We start from the raw sequence: 14,776 nt of genomic DNA, 5'->3' as shown, positions 1-14,776 counted from the left end.
CGTTACTCCTTGCCCAAGTCACATTTAGTTCTGTAGTTATGCTGATAGTAATCTTTCATTTCAGTCACATAGCCTTGCCATAACACATTCACTTTTTCATAACTTTCCAATGTGAACTGCTCATCTGTATAGGTATAAAGTAGGGATAGCATTGGGCAATGGTAATATAGCAGTGCACCTTTAATCATATGATGTAAGTGGTGTAATGCGGTATTACGCAATGAATAAACATACCTGGCCTGACGCATTAGGTTCTCCGAAGCCTCTTTTATCGTACCCACAGGCTCTTGTGCTATACCCAAAACATGATCACAAATTTCGTTAAACGCACCTACCCCCAAAAGGGTATCATCAAAATCAGTTAAATTAAGCTGCTCAAAATAATCACTTTTTAAGAATTCAATTTGATGATCTATATCTCTGCTCGTCGGCAAAGGTATAAGTTCTTCCGCACGGACTGGGTGAGCCCCTTTTAACTTTGCGCCATTACCTATGTTGTATACAGACCTATAAGGGTAGTGCCCTATTAACTTTTCTAACTGACTGTGTGCAGCCATAAATAAGTCATTGGTTTCAACTTGCCCACCAAAGTTTGCAGGTAAATACTTTCCATCCATCCTAATGCACACAAGACCATCTTCATTCTCATCTTCTAGGTTGTTGCGATAGATGCTGTCTTTACTGTGGTGCTCACCAGTCATTAAGTTGCCATTATCTATGCCAAATAGATAAATATTTTTAAAACCAGCAAACATAGCAAAAGACAGTGCTGTATTAGCCACTACAGGGTTACAATAAGGCATTAAAGGGATGCCCTTATTGTTTAATGTTTGGCTCATGACTTCCAACAAGAACGTTCCCGCCTCGTTACCTTTACCCGCAATACCAGCCCATTTATATCTATCCGTGTTATCTGGGTATAATGTGTTGAGTCCTATTAAGTTCGTTTTTTTATACTCTTCTGCAGGTAAGATATCACCAAAAATTTTGTAATTAGAATATGGCCTTTCAACCAATACATGAAAGTCACATTGAATGCCTTTGTTGTAAAGCGATGTGATCGCTGTCCCTGCTGCAAAAATGATGGCTTTGTTCGCATTTTCCTTGATAAACTCCTCAGCTTCATCCAAAGAAGGTCCATTGCCAACAATGAAGATAGGTGTTGATAAGTCCACTCGATTTTGCGTTGGTGAAGCCAATATTGGTGTATTTTTTTCTACCAGATGAACTGTATGCGACATTCCAGTGATAGCATCATTGAAAAAGCCGTGACCATATTGGAATCTAAAATACTGCATCGACCATTGCTGTATCAGTTCAATAATTTCTGGTAAGGGCGTGTGTTGATAGCAAAATGAGCGAACGACAGAAAATGCACCGATGTCATCTGCTAGGGTTTCAAGGTCCTTGATAAAGTTATCCTTATCAGCCCCTAACTGGAAAAATAATGCCCCGCCGTTGTTGTCGACTTTTTCGATGATTGAAAACCAATCAGTGCAAAATAAGCTAGCAAAAAAAACTTCAAAGTCAGGCTCTATTAAAAAGCAATAATCAAAATTGGTCTTTTCTAGCAATAGCTCAATATGATAACCCAGGCCAATACCAAAGATCAGCGCAGTGGGGAAGTTTTCAGGTAATTTTGAAATACGCTCTTGCTGCTGAGACTGAATTTCTCTAAATGCCTTAGTTAATGCTCCCATATACCTGATATGAACCCGCTCATCGTCGTCATTAACTGGACAGGAAGTATAATCTGTAGCACTAAATGTGGGATGTTGAATACTATGTTCTACTTGCTTTGTAACCTGTGCGATTGGATCATCACTATAAATTGGCGCTTTATGATTTTTTGGTACAAAGTTGCCATAACCTGTAGATGTCACATGAATACAGAAGTCATCACGCAATTCATATTCACTGATTGCTTTCGCAATATCAGGAAAGTACTTTTCAAAACACGAAATGTTGCGCGCAAACCTTTCATTCGCTTGTGTTGCAAACTTTGTTTCTCTTTCTTGATGTTCTACGGAACTGGATAATTGTTCATCAAGCTGTTGAATTTGTTCTTCGAGGGATTTTTGGCTCATAAGTAATAGGGTATTTGATTATATACTTTTGTATGCGTTAATCTTTTTTTTGTTGCCTAGGTGCATTGACAGCTGGGAACTAATATCCGCTTTTTGCGTTTGCAACTTTGCATTTAAATCAACGATATTTGTATAACAACTTTGAAGATGTTTAACTTGAGTGTCAGACAGATCGAGTGAGGTGTTTGAGAATATACTCTTTAGTACAGTATCTAACTTGCTTAAAATGGTTTCTGCACTGTCTAGCTCACCCGCTACACAGTGAGCTTCCAGTTTTTGTAAATAGTCAGCAAGCTTATCCAGCTCACCCGACATTGGCATCTGCACCATTTTGATTTAAAGTTTTTTCTCTAACATCGTAAGGGATCGCATCCCATGCAGATTTAATCTCTTTCAACAAGTTAGACACTTCTTCTACAATCGCTGGATCGTTCTGCATGCTCGCATCCAATAAGCGCTCTAGCATATAAGTGTACAATGCATATAAATTTTCAGTGACTTCACCACCGACTTCAAAATCAAGGCAGTCTCTTAATGCACCAATAATTGCAGAAGACTTTGAGATATGCTCAGCTTTGGCCTCTAAGTGCTTTTTCTCAATCGCGACTTTTGCCAATACCATTTTCTCGATTGCACCAGCCATAAGCATTTGGATTACTTCGTATCTATCAGCACCTGCTACTCGCGTTTTAAGTGCCTCACGCTGATAATTTTTGACTCTTGCGTTATACATAACGGCTCCTTAATTTGTTATTTCTTAGTAAATCCAGGCAAATTAGCAAGCTGAGCACCAAGGTAGTTTTGAGTTTGTTGCATTTGAGCAATCAACACATCCAAACCTGCATACTGCTTACGCAATCTATCTTCCAAAGATGCCATTCGATATTCATGATCAATAACATCATCTTCAAGTTCCTTAATTTGACTATTCAAGCTGTCTTCCCGCTGCTTAAGTAATCCACTTGAATCTACGTAGTTACCAAGTAAAGTTTCAAGTTCTTTGGCAACCCCATTTTCTCCTGCAAACGCTGTGCCAATATCATCAAAGTTAGAATCCATCGCATCGTTTATGCTGCGCACTAACGACGATTTCTCGAGATAACCTTCTTTATCAACACCCAAACCTATATCGAATATAGACTCAAATGGTCCAGCATCAGTCAATGACTTTGATAACGCAGAAATCAGTTGGTCATCTAAGCTTCGCATCGAAGAATCACCATTAAGTGGTTCACCGATACGCGTCCTAAAGCCAATTTGCCCTATAACTGCATTGTAGTTTGTGATCAGTTCATCAATTAGGGTATTTACTGATTCTCTATCATAATCAATGTTTAGTTTAGCAGTTTCATACTCTAACGTCGTAGCATCTTGCACACTTTTAGCTTTTGCCGTGATTGTCATATCTTGCACGGCATCTTTAAACGTGTTTGTTTCACTGGTCACAACTAAACCATCAACTAAAATTTTTGCATCTTGCGCTTTATCGTCATCCGCAATCACCATGCCGCCTGTCGGGTTTGTTGTCGCATCATGGGTTTCAATTGCATCAAGCTCTGCTGTATCACTAGTAATTACTAAGTTATTGTTTGAACCAGTAACACTTGAAGTTAAAACCAATTTACTACCGATACCTGTATCGCCAGTATTGATGATATTTGCTGTCACGCCAAAATTATTGTCATCCGCATTAATGGCATCTCTCAATTCATTTAGAGTCATGCCAGCGGTCACGGTAAGATTAAAGTTATTTGTACCAGCTGCAAATGTTAGGGTTCCGCCTGACGCACTTACAACGGCATCGGCACTCGCAAATGCACCGTCCGTACTCACTGCTCGACTACCTTGCGCTAACTGAGTAACAGCAATATCAAAGTTACCAACAGAAATATCGGATGTCGGCGTAACACTGATAATATCTCCACTTGTAGGTTGCGTAATATTCGCAACCCGTTTATTGAAATTATCAATGTCCGCCAATTTTTCGACAGTGTCGTTGAGGGTAGATAAGGCAGACTTCACCTCGCCAATCGCTGAGAGTTCGACGCTTAAGCGCTCGTCCTTAATTGCAAACTGTTGCATCTTCGGTCTATTTTCAGCATCTACAGACGCTTTAATAATACTCTCAAGATCCAAACCGGAGCCTACCCCAGCTGATGTAATAAGTGGCATTTTGCTACCTCCAACAAATAATCAAGCCGTTCTGTCGAACAACAAGCCTTTTCCTGATACCTTATCGGCAAATTCATCTAAAGCCTTAGCTACTTCTCTAAAATCTTCAGAAGGAATTTCTCTGATAACTTCTTCGCTATCCCTGTCAATTACTCTGATAAAAGGTGGATCACCATTTTCATCAAACTCAAAAGACAAATTAGTCGAAGTAACAGGTAAAACATTATTTAGCCTATCAAGATTAGCTTTCACCTCCTCAAAAAGTTCAGGTTGTACTTTACTCCCCTCTTCTTTCTGTTCTCGAGATAGTTCAAGTTTGCTCGTATCCTCAACGGCTCGTAATGTTTCACTTCCTTCTTCGGGCTTTATCCTATCAGGAGCTGGCACCATGCCGTTCGTTCCAACTCCAACAGCTGATTGAACGTCTTTCATAATACACCTCCAAGTAACAAGCCTAATTTATAGTATACGTCAAGTTTGTATTGAGTCCCAAACTTGACGCAACCATAACGTCAAATTAACCAAGTAGAGAGAGTGCGACCTGAGGTCTTTGGTTAGCCTGACTTAGAATTGAACTACTTGCCTGCTGTAGTATCTGCATTTTGGTTAAGCTAGCAGTTTCTGTAGCAAAGTCTGTATCTTTGATACGTGAACGTGCAGCTGATAAGTTTTCAGATACATTCGATTGATTTCGGATAGTTGATTGGAATCGGTTTTGAACCGCACCTAATTCCGCACGTTTTTTATCCACAACAGCAATCAGAGCATCCATACCAGCTAACACTGCTTGTGCATTCGCCTGAGACGATACGCTGACAGTTGCGGCTTGGAATGTATCACTGAATGTATAGCTATTGGCTGCGTTAGAAATCGAACTTACACCGCTAACTAATCCTGATAGGTCATTTCCTGCAATAGAACTTGCGATGCCAGCAATACCTGATAAGGTAAAACCACCATTTGCCGTCAAGTCATTTGATGTGCTCGAAACGTTTTTCATACTGAATGCAATTGTTTGCACTGCATCAGCACCAACCTGAAAGCTAGCATCATATGTGCCATCTAAAAGGTTTTGACCACCAAACGTTGTATCTGCAGCAACACGGTTAACTTCTGAAGAAAGTGAACGGATCTCTTCTTGGATCGCCAATCTATCTTCATCTGTATTCGAGCCGTTTGAAGCCTGTTGAGCAAGTGTTCTAATACGTTGGAACATTTGCGTCGCTTCATCCAGCGCGCCTTCTGCAGTTTGCGCCAGTGATATACCATCGTTTGCATTTCGAATACCTTGATTCAGGCCATTAATTTGTCCTGTCAAACGGTTAGAAATCTGCAAACCCGCTGCGTCATCTTTCGCACTGTTGATACGAGTACCTGATGACAATCTTTGGAATGAAACATCCAAAGCATTTGAAGAGTTGTTTAATTGCCTTTGCGCATTCAAAGAACTCACATTGGTGTTTACGTATAAAGCCATAATAGCCTCCGCTTTATCAATTTTTGTCGCTAGAACGGGATACCCCTACCCTGTTTTAGCGATTGCTAGAGTCCTAAAGTTATAGTTCTCTAACTCCGCTATCGACTGATAAAGCGAAAGCTTTAGCTTTATTTGCAAATTTTTTAAAAAATAATTTTATTAACCTTGTAATAAACTCAATGCAGCTTGTGGCCTTTGATTCGCTTGGCCCAAAATTGTTTGGCTAGCTTGTTGTAAAATTTGATTCTTAGTAAGCATAGCTGTTTCGTGTGCGAAGTCTGCATCGCGGATACGAGATTTTGCAGCCGCCAAGTTTTCAGAAATATTCGATTGGTTACGGATCGTAGATTGGAATCGGTTTTGCACGGCACCAAGCTCAGAACGTTTTTTGTCAACAACGGCAATCAAAGAGTCCATACCGGCCATAACAGCTTGTGCATTAGCCTGAGTAGACACACTGATTGTTGCAGCTTGATACACATCACTGAATGTATAACTGTTCGCTGCACCTGAAACAGCACTCACACCGTCAGCAAATCCAGATAGATCATTACCAACAACCGCACTGGCAATACCAGCAATACCAGAAATAGTAAAGCCGCCATTGGCAACCATCGTATTTGCGGTCGCACCAACGTACTGCATACTAAACCCAATTGTTTGAACAGCGTCAGCACCAACTTGGAAGTTGGCTGCATATGAACCATCAAGTAAATTTTGCCCACCAAATGTTGTATCAGATGCGACACGGTTTACTTCAGCAGACAAAGAGCGGATCTCTTCTTGAACAGCTAGACGGTCTTCATCAGTATTTGAACCGTTCGCCGCCTGCTGTGCTAAAGTACGAATACGCTGGAACATAGATGTGATCTCATCCATTGCACCTTCAGCGGTTTGCGCCAGTGAGATACCGTCATTCGCATTTCGGTTACCTTGATTCAAGCCTAAAATCTGAGACTGCAAACGGTCAGAGATTTGTAGACCTGCCGCATCATCCGCAGCACTATTAATACGCAGACCAGATGAAAGTCTCTTAAAAGAGGTATCTAATTCTACACCCGACTGTTGCAGCTGTCTTTGTGCATTCAACGAGCTGACGTTGGTATTTACATATAAAGCCATGGTTCACTCTCTCTATTCAAACGCTCTATCAAGAGCGGTTATTGAGTACAAGGAGGCAATCCGAATCGATAAATTTTTTTAGCGATGGGGCAATAAACTGCCACTTGCACAACTATATCTAAGTTTGAATAAGTAAAAGCAAACAATATGCCAATAAATGAAATGATTTTTTGACTACAAACCAAATCAAACAATAAGGATATGATTTTAAAAAAGAAAAAGTTATTCAAGAAATAAAAAAGGAGGCTGCGCGCCTCCTTTTTTTAAGTTTGAGAGTGAGTGTCAATATTTTATTCTAAATATTGGCACGGAAAGTGCTAACATTAATGTGTTCATTGAAAACATGAACTGTTTTGGATTTTAAGCTCCTCCGCTTTATCATCCAATTCCGGTGTCAGTGTTAATACCCCATCAAGCACTGACACCACATTCCCCCGCTTTACCTTCTAGTTTAATTATCCAAGAAGACTTAGTGCAGCCTGAGGACGTTGGTTAGCCTGACTTAAAATTGTTTGGCTCGCCTGTTGTAGAATCTGCATCTTAGTAAGTGATGCTGTTTCTGTAGCAAAGTCAGTATCTTTGATACGAGATTTTGCAGCTGATAGATTCTCAGAGATATTTGACTGGTTACGAATCGTAGATTGGAATCGGTTTTGAACCGCACCAAGCTCCGCACGCTTTTTATCAACTACCGCGATAAGTGCATCCATACCCGCTAATACAGCTTGAGCGTTTGCTTGAGATGATACGCTGATAGAGCCTGCCTGGAACGTATCACTAAATGTATAACTGTTCGCTGCATTTGAAATAGCACTGACACCATCAGCAAAACCTGATAAGTCATTTCCAGCTATCGAGCTTGCGATACCAGCAATACCTGACAATGTGAAACCGTTATTTGCCGAAATATCATTAGTTGTGCCGGCAACATTTTTCATACTGAAGCCAATTGTTTGTACTGCATCAGCACCAACTTGGAAGCTTGCTTCGTATGTACCATCTAACAGGTTTTGGCCACCAAAAGTTGTATCTGCTGCAACTCGGTTAACCTCAGCTGATAGAGAGCGGATCTCTTCTTGAACCGCTAAGCGGTCTTCATCGGTATTTGAACCGTTTGACGCTTGCTGTGCCAATGTACGAATACGTTGGAACATCGAAGTAACTTCGTCCATCGCGCCTTCAGCTGTTTGAGCTAAAGAGATACCGTCATTCGCGTTACGGTTACCTTGGTTTAGACCGTTAATCTGTGAAGTTAATCGGTCAGAAATTTGTAGACCTGCCGCATCATCTGCTGCGCTGTTGATACGGAAGCCTGAAGACAAACGTTTAAATGAAACGTCTAGGGCATTGCCTGAATTGTTTAACTGTCTTTGAGCATTCAATGAACTTACGTTAGTATTTACATAAAGTGCCATGGTAATTCTCCCACTGTAAACTGAGTACTTACTCTCAAACTTGTAACTCTTGTCACCTTCAAGTTATTTGAACTGTCCGGCTTGGTTAATTAAGTTATCGGACGGCAAAAAGTTTCCTTTAGATTTTTTTTCAATTTTTTTATAAGTCATTGAAAATAAATTAGTTAAAAACATTAAATCGCTTTATTTAGAATAGTAGGAAAGGAGTTTCCGCCTGCTAAAATAAAAAAATATGGATAAAGTTTTTAAATCTAATTCAAAAAGTTACTGAGAAAATTGTGATATTTGGCAGGTTACGATATAAAAAAGCCGCCAAGTGGATGGCGGCTCACTAAGACTATCGAATGTAGTCTAATAAAGACAAGTTGGATAAACGCCCATAGGTGGCTTGCGACGCCTGTAATTGTGTCTCGTGCTTAGTCAACTCTGTGATGGCCTCTGCCATATCAAGTTCGATCAAATCTGCACGCGCTATCTTATTATTAATATCCAAATCAGTATTAGCATCAATGATTCTTGTTGCGGTGTTTTTCCGCCCCCCAAGCCCAGATTGGATCTGTGACACCGTATTTTTGGCATTTTCTAGCCCGATCATAGAGTCAGCTAACACTTGTCGATAATCTTTATCGGATAGAGTTGGGTCTTGAACCGCATTAATTAAGTTCTCTAACGTGTTTAATACATTATCTTTTTTTGGCGCTTCCAACTCAAAGGTTATCGTATCAGCAGCACCTGAAACCCCAGTAAAACTGAACTCCATTCCCGCCACTTTTATATTGTTCTCTGTATAAGTTCCTGATTCAAATACCGTCGCACCTTGACGTAATTGATAAGTTCCTGGTGAGACTGTGCCATTCAAAACTACTTGAAATTGATTCGAACCGGCTGGTGCTGTTGGATCAGGGTTGTAATTAGCTTTATGGAAAATATCAAAAGGACCTTGCTGAGTTACGTATACATCAGCACTCACTATGCCCCCTGTTGGAGTTGCAGTATTGGAGGCCACATTTAATCGCTGCTCAACACTTTCAAAAACGTCGAACCCGTTATCACTTGACTTGATCTCAACACCTTCAGCAACCTTAATCTTATGTTGCCCTTGGTCTCCCTTGTATGCATACCTATTGTTTAAGCTGTCATACTCATACGTCCTGTTATTGTCTTGATAACCAGAAAATATGTATCGACCATCTTCTGTTTTTGAATTCATTAACTCTAAAACAGCTGTTTGTATCGCTTCCAATTCTTCAGATAATGACGCTTTATCCGGTGCGGTCAAGGCACCATTACCAGCATTAACTGTCAATTCAATAGAGCGTAACAATGACTCTTTGATGTTAGTAAGTACACCCTCTTGCGTATCCAAACGGCTTTTTAACATCGTCAAATTTTTATCATATTGCTCATTTGTTTGAATTTTATCTGAATATAGTAGTGATCTTGCCATCGCAGAAGGATCATCTGATGCAGATAATACACGCTTTTGTGTATTAACTTGATTCATCGATTTATTCACTTCTTGCTGACTATTCAAGATAGAATTCAAGTTATTCTTAAAAATCATGTTATGAGATAAACGCATAATTACCTCGCAGCATTAAGTAGAGTGTCAAACACGGTTCTTGCGGCACTTAATATTTGAGCCGAAGCAGAATATGACTGCTGAAAACGTAGCAAATTGGCTGCCTCTTCATCTAGATTTACGCCCGCGACAGACTCAAACCATGCTTCAGACTGAGCAGCCAATGCATCATAAGCTGCCCCATTAGTTTTTGCCTGATTTGCAACTACACCAATTTCAGTGACTAATCCTGCATACGCTTCATTGAATGTTTTTAAATTATCCGCAACCGCTGTCGTTATGACATTTTGTCTGACTAATTCACCAGACTGCAATTCACTTAATAAAAGTCCATTTCGGTTGTCGTCAAATCCACTTTCATTAAATTCAATAGTATAGGTATCACCAGTCGCCGGTTCACCATCAATGTTAAAATCAAAACCATAATTGGCAAATGCACCACCAGCCGCGGCTAAAATATTTTCTCTAGGCGCTGGGGCAGTAAAAGTGGTAGTGCCGCTGGCATCTGTTATCTGATACTCATCAGGATTACCCGTTTTGACTAACGTGATAGCGCCATTGGTCAGTGTTGGCGGCGTAGTCGCTGAAAAGTTACTCGTCGCCGGGTCAGTGTTAGAAACACTGCCTACTGAAATCATCGCATTGCTGACGTTATTTACTGAAGACTCGGTACGGATAGGAGATGCTAAAGCAAGTGACTCTGGTCTATCCGTTGCCAAAGCAAGGGTACTGGCAGCCGCAGAGTTTAACTTAATATCAAAAATATCTCCGTTGTTTGGTAGCGCAGCTGCGCCACTCACGTCGGTAAAATTAATTTGTAAACCATATAACTCTGCGCCAGTAGGCGTGACCGTTTGAGAGTTTAAAGGTGCAGTGTAAGGAACCGTTGTTGCATTACCAATGGTATTACCTTGAGCATCAATTGCTGCAATGGTTACATTACCTGCATTATAAGTCACTCTAAAGTCTGTAGCAGGGATCTGTTTACCTTGACCAGGCTCCAATGTTGCAGCTAACTGAGTAGTGCTGGTGTTACTACTATGCGGAAAACCAGCTGTCGTCGGGATGGTAAATATATTACCCCCCAAATTACCATCAAGATCCATACCCAGCTTGTTCTGCTGGTTAAAGGCATCAGCTAAAGAAAGCGCAATTTGTCCAAGCTGATTTTGGGCAGGGATTAAAATTTCATCCCTAAATGCTAAAAGCCCACCAATTTTACCCTGTAATTTGGTTTGATCTACTTCTAATGCGATAGCGGCACCTTCCGTGATATCTAGTTTAAGTTCCTTTTTATTTGGATCCGGATCGCCATCTAATGAAAACAGGTTAAAGGTACCATTTTCCATTACAACCGATTGCCCAGATCCTAAAAACACCAACTTTTCACCGTTAGAACCATCTAATGTTTCGATATCTACCAATTCAGACAGATCTTTAATTGCCTGATCTCGCTCATTTAGTACCGAGTTTGCATTGTCGTTATCCGGGTTTGCGTTAAGTGCACCAACCTGACCATTGAGATCGCTAATTTTTTGAATTAGGTTATTTGCTTCTTGTGAATAAATCGCCAACTGCTCGTTCACAATATTATTTTGATCAAACACAATGCCTGACAATCGATCCATTTGATCAATCATATTTTGCGCATCTGTTAGAAATAATGAGCGTGTAACTGTAGAAGAGGGCAAGTTCATTGCTTCTTGCAAGTTGTTAAACAGGGAGTTAATACTGGAGTTTAAATTATTGGAGTCTTCCCCAAACAAAGTGTCCACTCGACTAGATTCAGTCACAAACTGGTTATAATAAGACTGACTCGAGATGTCTCTATACAATTGTTTTTGGGCAAATTCATTTAATAAACGAACCGTTTCTCCACGACCAACCTGATTCCCAACCATGGTTGCATGTTCAGTACGCTCTCGAATGTAGCCCACCGTATTTAGGTTTGCTATGTTTTTACTGGTCGTTTGCAACAGTTCACTGCTTGCTCTAACGCCAGAGGTGCCAATGTTCATTAAATTAAAAGACATCTTAGTTTACTCCTTGACGTATAAATGAAGACACAGCTGATTGGAAATGACTTCCACCTAACACATTTTTAATTTTGTTCGCATAGTTAGGGTCAGTTGCATAACCTGCTTGTTGCAATGCATCTAAGTATTCACTTGGCTTAGAGGCTTTTTTGAGTGCTTCCTCATAACGAGGGTTCGACTGCAAAAAGTCCACATAATCACTGAAGCTGTCTTTCAAAGATTCATATGCTCGGAAATTTGCTTGTTTTTTAACAGGCAAGCCCTGTTCAAATTCGAGTGTCATTTTACTGGCACTGTCTCCTGTCCAGCGGCTATCCGCTTTGATATTAAATAAGTTAAAACTGCTATTGCCATCTGGTTTCGAGATTACATGTTTTCCCCAGCCAGTTTCTAAAGCGGCTTGAGCGACCATTACAGCGGGGTTTAAGCCAATTTTTTCAGCGGCAGATTTCGCGTAATTCCACAGCGTATTTATAAATTCTTCAGGACTTTCAAAGCTCTGAGGCTCAGCAAATTCTGGTTGAGCGACCTCTTGTGCAGCTGGTTCGTCTAATTTGAGTGGTTCAGAGGATCTTTTTTGTTGGGCTTCGCCATTAGCGATTTTATCGCTTTGGATTTCTGCACCTGTGCGTATTACTGAGGACGGCATATATCCATCTTTTTGTGGAGATAATTGCTGTACTATTAAGTCTGCAAGCCCTAAGCTGCCTTTATTTGATAGTTCTAGCGCCATTTGCTGGTCATGCATATCACGATAGAACTTCACGCTACTCGAGTTAAATGGGCTATCTTTGTCTTCAAAAGCTTCATTGGCTTTACGCATACTCGTTAACAGCATTTGCGTGAAGATTGATTCAAACTGCTGTGCAGCCTTTTTTAGCGCTTGCTTTGATGCATCACCATCACCAGCACTTTTTAACGCATCTTGTCTCAATGAGTTAAGGTTGTTTAAATCAAAAAAGCTTTGATTATGTGTCGGATCAGTATTCATGGTTCAAAAACACGTCGTTAAAAAAGGGATATAACTATTAATGCAATTATTAAGCCAAAAAAAGCCTCATAAATATGAGGCTAACTTATTGAATATAAATAGAACACTATATGACAACTAATTGACCATGTATGGCACCTGCTTCTTTGAGTGCTTCCAATATCGCCATCAAATCGCCAGGTGCCGCACCGACAGCATTAATTGCGCGAACCAAATCATCTAGACTACTGCCAGGATCGAAAACAAATGCTCGAGAATCGTCTTGATCTACATCGACAATACTTTGCCTTGTCACTACAGCATCCGCTTCAGTTAAAGGCTGAGGTTGTGATACGTTTGTCTGCTCCGCAATTGTCACTGTCAGTCCACCGTGCGTAATCGCTGCTGGTTGTAATTTCACATCTTTACCAATCACAATAGTGCCAGTTCTAGAGTTGACGATAATTTTGGCTGACGTATCAGCAGGCTTAAACTCAAGGTTTTCAAGTGTAGATAAATATGCCACACGCTGTGACGGATCTCGCGGCGCAATAACTCGGACAGAGGCTGCATCTAAAGCACTCGCACTGTTTGGTCCAACTAACCCATTGATTGTATCGGCTAAACGTTTAGCTGTTGTGAAATCAGGACGGTTAAGATTAAACGTAATATGGTCGCCCTGTGTAAATGGACTTTTTACTGCACGTTCCACCATCCCTCCATTGGGGATCCGGCCAACGGTTGGTGTGTTTATTACAACTCGGCTTCCGTCCAAGCCCTCAGCACCTAGTCCACCAACGATCATACTACCTTGCGCAATCGCATATACATTACCATCGACACCTTTCAAAAACGTTTGCAACAATGTCCCACCTCTTAAGCTACCTGCACTGCCAATAGAAGACACTGTGACATCAATACTTTGCCCAGGTTTTACAAAAGGTGGTAAATCCGCATGCACGGCCACGGCTGCGACATTTTTGATTTTTGGTTTCAGGTTACCAGGTAAAGTGATCCCAAAGCTGTTCAACATTGCTTTAAAGCTTTGCTCTGTAAACCGGCTTTGCTCACCTGTCCCCGGCAGACCAACCACCAAACCATAGCCTATCAGTTGGTTACTTCTCACTCCTTCCACCACACTGACATCCTTAATTCGCTCAGCACTTACACTAAGTGAGGCCGCCAATGTAAAAATTAAAATAAGAGTTTGCAGAATACGCATGATCTACTTCCTTAAAATGGCATCAATGTGCTCATGAAGAATTTAGTTAGCCAACCTGCACTCTGAACTTCTTGCGTTTGACCTTTACCAGAGTATTGGATCCGAGCATTAGCAATTCGATTAGATTGTACTTCGTTTTCATAAGACACGTCTTGCGGTCTTACTAAGCCTTCAAGTCGGATAAACTCTTCCCCAGTATTCAATGTTAACCACTTTTCTCCGCGGATCACTAAGTTACCGTTTGGTAATACACGCATAACATTGACTGAGATGTTACCAAACAAACTATTTGACTGGTTGGCCTGAGCATCACCCTGATAAGAGGAGTTTGCGCCCATATCCAGTTGAATGGCATCTCCACCAATATTTACAGGTACATTGCCCAAACCAAGGAATGGGTCAACATTTACTTCGCTATCTTTATCTAGTTTCGAGTTAGCAGCTTTTGAGGCTTGAGTAGACTCCCTCAATACCACAGTAATAATATCACCTACTCTGACTGCTTTTTTATCTGAGTACAGATCATTCGAATATGAATTGAATAATGACCCCGTCGATACAACAGGTTCAGCTTCCGTTTCAGGATACATAGGAGCGTAATAAGGATCATCTCTTACAACGTTACTATTTTCCGTAGACATGCATCCACTTAGGCTAAAGCCCAACGCAAAGACTAAAATACATTTACGCATG

The 14,776-nt window shown here is 40.7% G+C and carries 13 protein-coding genes; all 13 read right to left on the bottom strand.

What is annotated here, in order from left to right; translation table 11 throughout:
• Window positions 1–2 precede the first annotated feature (2 nt).
• The 13 genes from S4054249_RS06170 to flgH all read right to left on the bottom strand — a co-directional run bounded on the left by S4054249_RS06170 (window position 3) and on the right by flgH (window position 14,775).
• The gene (locus tag S4054249_RS06170; RefSeq protein WP_046357551.1) at window positions 3–2,087 is read right to left on the bottom strand and encodes a motility associated factor glycosyltransferase family protein; all 2,085 of its coding nucleotides are present in this window, start codon (window positions 2,085–2,087) and stop codon (window positions 3–5) included.
• An 18-nt stretch (window positions 2,088–2,105) separates the two neighbouring features.
• Window positions 2,106–2,402, bottom strand: a complete 297-nt coding sequence (locus S4054249_RS06165) for a hypothetical protein (protein WP_046357550.1) — start codon at window positions 2,400–2,402, stop codon at window positions 2,106–2,108.
• Window positions 2,392–2,820, bottom strand: coding sequence for a flagellar export chaperone FliS (fliS, locus tag S4054249_RS06160; protein ID WP_046357549.1), 429 nt, complete (start codon window positions 2,818–2,820; stop codon window positions 2,392–2,394). The genes S4054249_RS06165 and fliS overlap by 11 nt, the downstream gene beginning before the upstream one ends.
• A gap of 17 nt (window positions 2,821–2,837) precedes the next feature.
• Window positions 2,838–4,259, bottom strand: a complete 1,422-nt coding sequence (gene fliD / locus S4054249_RS06155) for a flagellar filament capping protein FliD (protein ID WP_046357548.1) — start codon at window positions 4,257–4,259, stop codon at window positions 2,838–2,840.
• 21 nt (window positions 4,260–4,280) lie between these two features.
• Window positions 4,281–4,691 carry a flagellar protein FlaG gene (locus S4054249_RS06150; protein WP_046357547.1) on the bottom strand — a complete coding sequence of 137 codons (411 nt, stop codon included), beginning with the start codon at window positions 4,689–4,691 and terminating at the stop codon, window positions 4,281–4,283.
• Between the two features lie 85 nt (window positions 4,692–4,776).
• The gene (locus S4054249_RS06145; protein WP_046357546.1) at window positions 4,777–5,736 is read right to left on the bottom strand and encodes a flagellin; all 960 of its coding nucleotides are present in this window, start codon (window positions 5,734–5,736) and stop codon (window positions 4,777–4,779) included.
• A gap of 159 nt (window positions 5,737–5,895) precedes the next feature.
• Entirely contained in the window at window positions 5,896–6,858 is a 963-nt protein-coding gene (locus tag S4054249_RS06140) for a flagellin (RefSeq protein WP_046357545.1), read from the bottom strand.
• A gap of 455 nt (window positions 6,859–7,313) precedes the next feature.
• Window positions 7,314–8,273: a flagellin gene (locus S4054249_RS06135; protein ID WP_046357544.1), complete on the bottom strand. Its 960-nt coding sequence runs from the start codon at window positions 8,271–8,273 to the stop codon at window positions 7,314–7,316.
• 337 nt (window positions 8,274–8,610) lie between these two features.
• The gene (gene flgL, locus S4054249_RS06130; RefSeq protein WP_046357543.1) at window positions 8,611–9,855 is read right to left on the bottom strand and encodes a flagellar hook-associated protein FlgL; all 1,245 of its coding nucleotides are present in this window, start codon (window positions 9,853–9,855) and stop codon (window positions 8,611–8,613) included.
• A gap of 2 nt (window positions 9,856–9,857) precedes the next feature.
• Window positions 9,858–11,888 carry a flagellar hook-associated protein FlgK gene (flgK, locus tag S4054249_RS06125; RefSeq protein WP_046357542.1) on the bottom strand — a complete coding sequence of 677 codons (2,031 nt, stop codon included), beginning with the start codon at window positions 11,886–11,888 and terminating at the stop codon, window positions 9,858–9,860.
• A 1-nt stretch (window position 11,889) separates the two neighbouring features.
• Window positions 11,890–12,882: a flagellar assembly peptidoglycan hydrolase FlgJ gene (flgJ, locus tag S4054249_RS06120; RefSeq protein WP_046357541.1), complete on the bottom strand. Its 993-nt coding sequence runs from the start codon at window positions 12,880–12,882 to the stop codon at window positions 11,890–11,892.
• 106 nt (window positions 12,883–12,988) lie between these two features.
• Window positions 12,989–14,083 (bottom strand): flagellar basal body P-ring protein FlgI, encoded by a 1,095-nt coding sequence (locus S4054249_RS06115; RefSeq protein ID WP_046357540.1) that lies wholly within the window; start codon window positions 14,081–14,083, stop codon window positions 12,989–12,991.
• Between the two features lie 11 nt (window positions 14,084–14,094).
• On the bottom strand, window positions 14,095–14,775 hold the full coding sequence (flgH, locus tag S4054249_RS06110) for a flagellar basal body L-ring protein FlgH (protein WP_046357539.1): 681 nt from the start codon (window positions 14,773–14,775) through the stop codon (window positions 14,095–14,097).
• Between the last annotated feature and the right edge of the window lies 1 nt (window position 14,776).

The organism is Pseudoalteromonas luteoviolacea, assembly GCF_001750165.1.
Classification (GTDB): Bacteria; Pseudomonadota; Gammaproteobacteria; order Enterobacterales; family Alteromonadaceae; genus Pseudoalteromonas; species Pseudoalteromonas luteoviolacea_G.
The sequence above is the reverse complement of the archived record's forward strand: the minus strand, read 5'-3'. Positions and strand labels throughout refer to the sequence as shown.

Bases quoted from the DNA above. Each gene is read 5' to 3' on its own strand.
- S4054249_RS06170 (WP_046357551.1), bottom strand. From the start codon at position 2,087: ATGAGCCAAAAATCCCTCGAAGAACAAATTCAACAGCTTGATGAACAA.
- S4054249_RS06165 (WP_046357550.1), bottom strand. From the start codon at position 2,402: ATGTCGGGTGAGCTGGATAAGCTTGCTGACTATTTACAAAAACTGGAA.
- fliS (WP_046357549.1), bottom strand. From the start codon at position 2,820: ATGTATAACGCAAGAGTCAAAAATTATCAGCGTGAGGCACTTAAAACG.
- fliD (WP_046357548.1), bottom strand. From the start codon at position 4,259: ATGCCACTTATTACATCAGCTGGGGTAGGCTCCGGTTTGGATCTTGAG.
- S4054249_RS06150 (WP_046357547.1), bottom strand. From the start codon at position 4,691: ATGAAAGACGTTCAATCAGCTGTTGGAGTTGGAACGAACGGCATGGTG.
- S4054249_RS06145 (WP_046357546.1), bottom strand. From the start codon at position 5,736: ATGGCTTTATACGTAAACACCAATGTGAGTTCTTTGAATGCGCAAAGG.
- S4054249_RS06140 (WP_046357545.1), bottom strand. From the start codon at position 6,858: ATGGCTTTATATGTAAATACCAACGTCAGCTCGTTGAATGCACAAAGA.
- S4054249_RS06135 (WP_046357544.1), bottom strand. From the start codon at position 8,273: ATGGCACTTTATGTAAATACTAACGTAAGTTCATTGAATGCTCAAAGA.
- flgL (WP_046357543.1), bottom strand. From the start codon at position 9,855: ATGCGTTTATCTCATAACATGATTTTTAAGAATAACTTGAATTCTATC.
- flgK (WP_046357542.1), bottom strand. From the start codon at position 11,888: ATGTCTTTTAATTTAATGAACATTGGCACCTCTGGCGTTAGAGCAAGC.
- flgJ (WP_046357541.1), bottom strand. From the start codon at position 12,882: ATGAATACTGATCCGACACATAATCAAAGCTTTTTTGATTTAAACAAC.
- S4054249_RS06115 (WP_046357540.1), bottom strand. From the start codon at position 14,083: ATGCGTATTCTGCAAACTCTTATTTTAATTTTTACATTGGCGGCCTCA.
- flgH (WP_046357539.1), bottom strand. From the start codon at position 14,775: ATGCGTAAATGTATTTTAGTCTTTGCGTTGGGCTTTAGCCTAAGTGGA.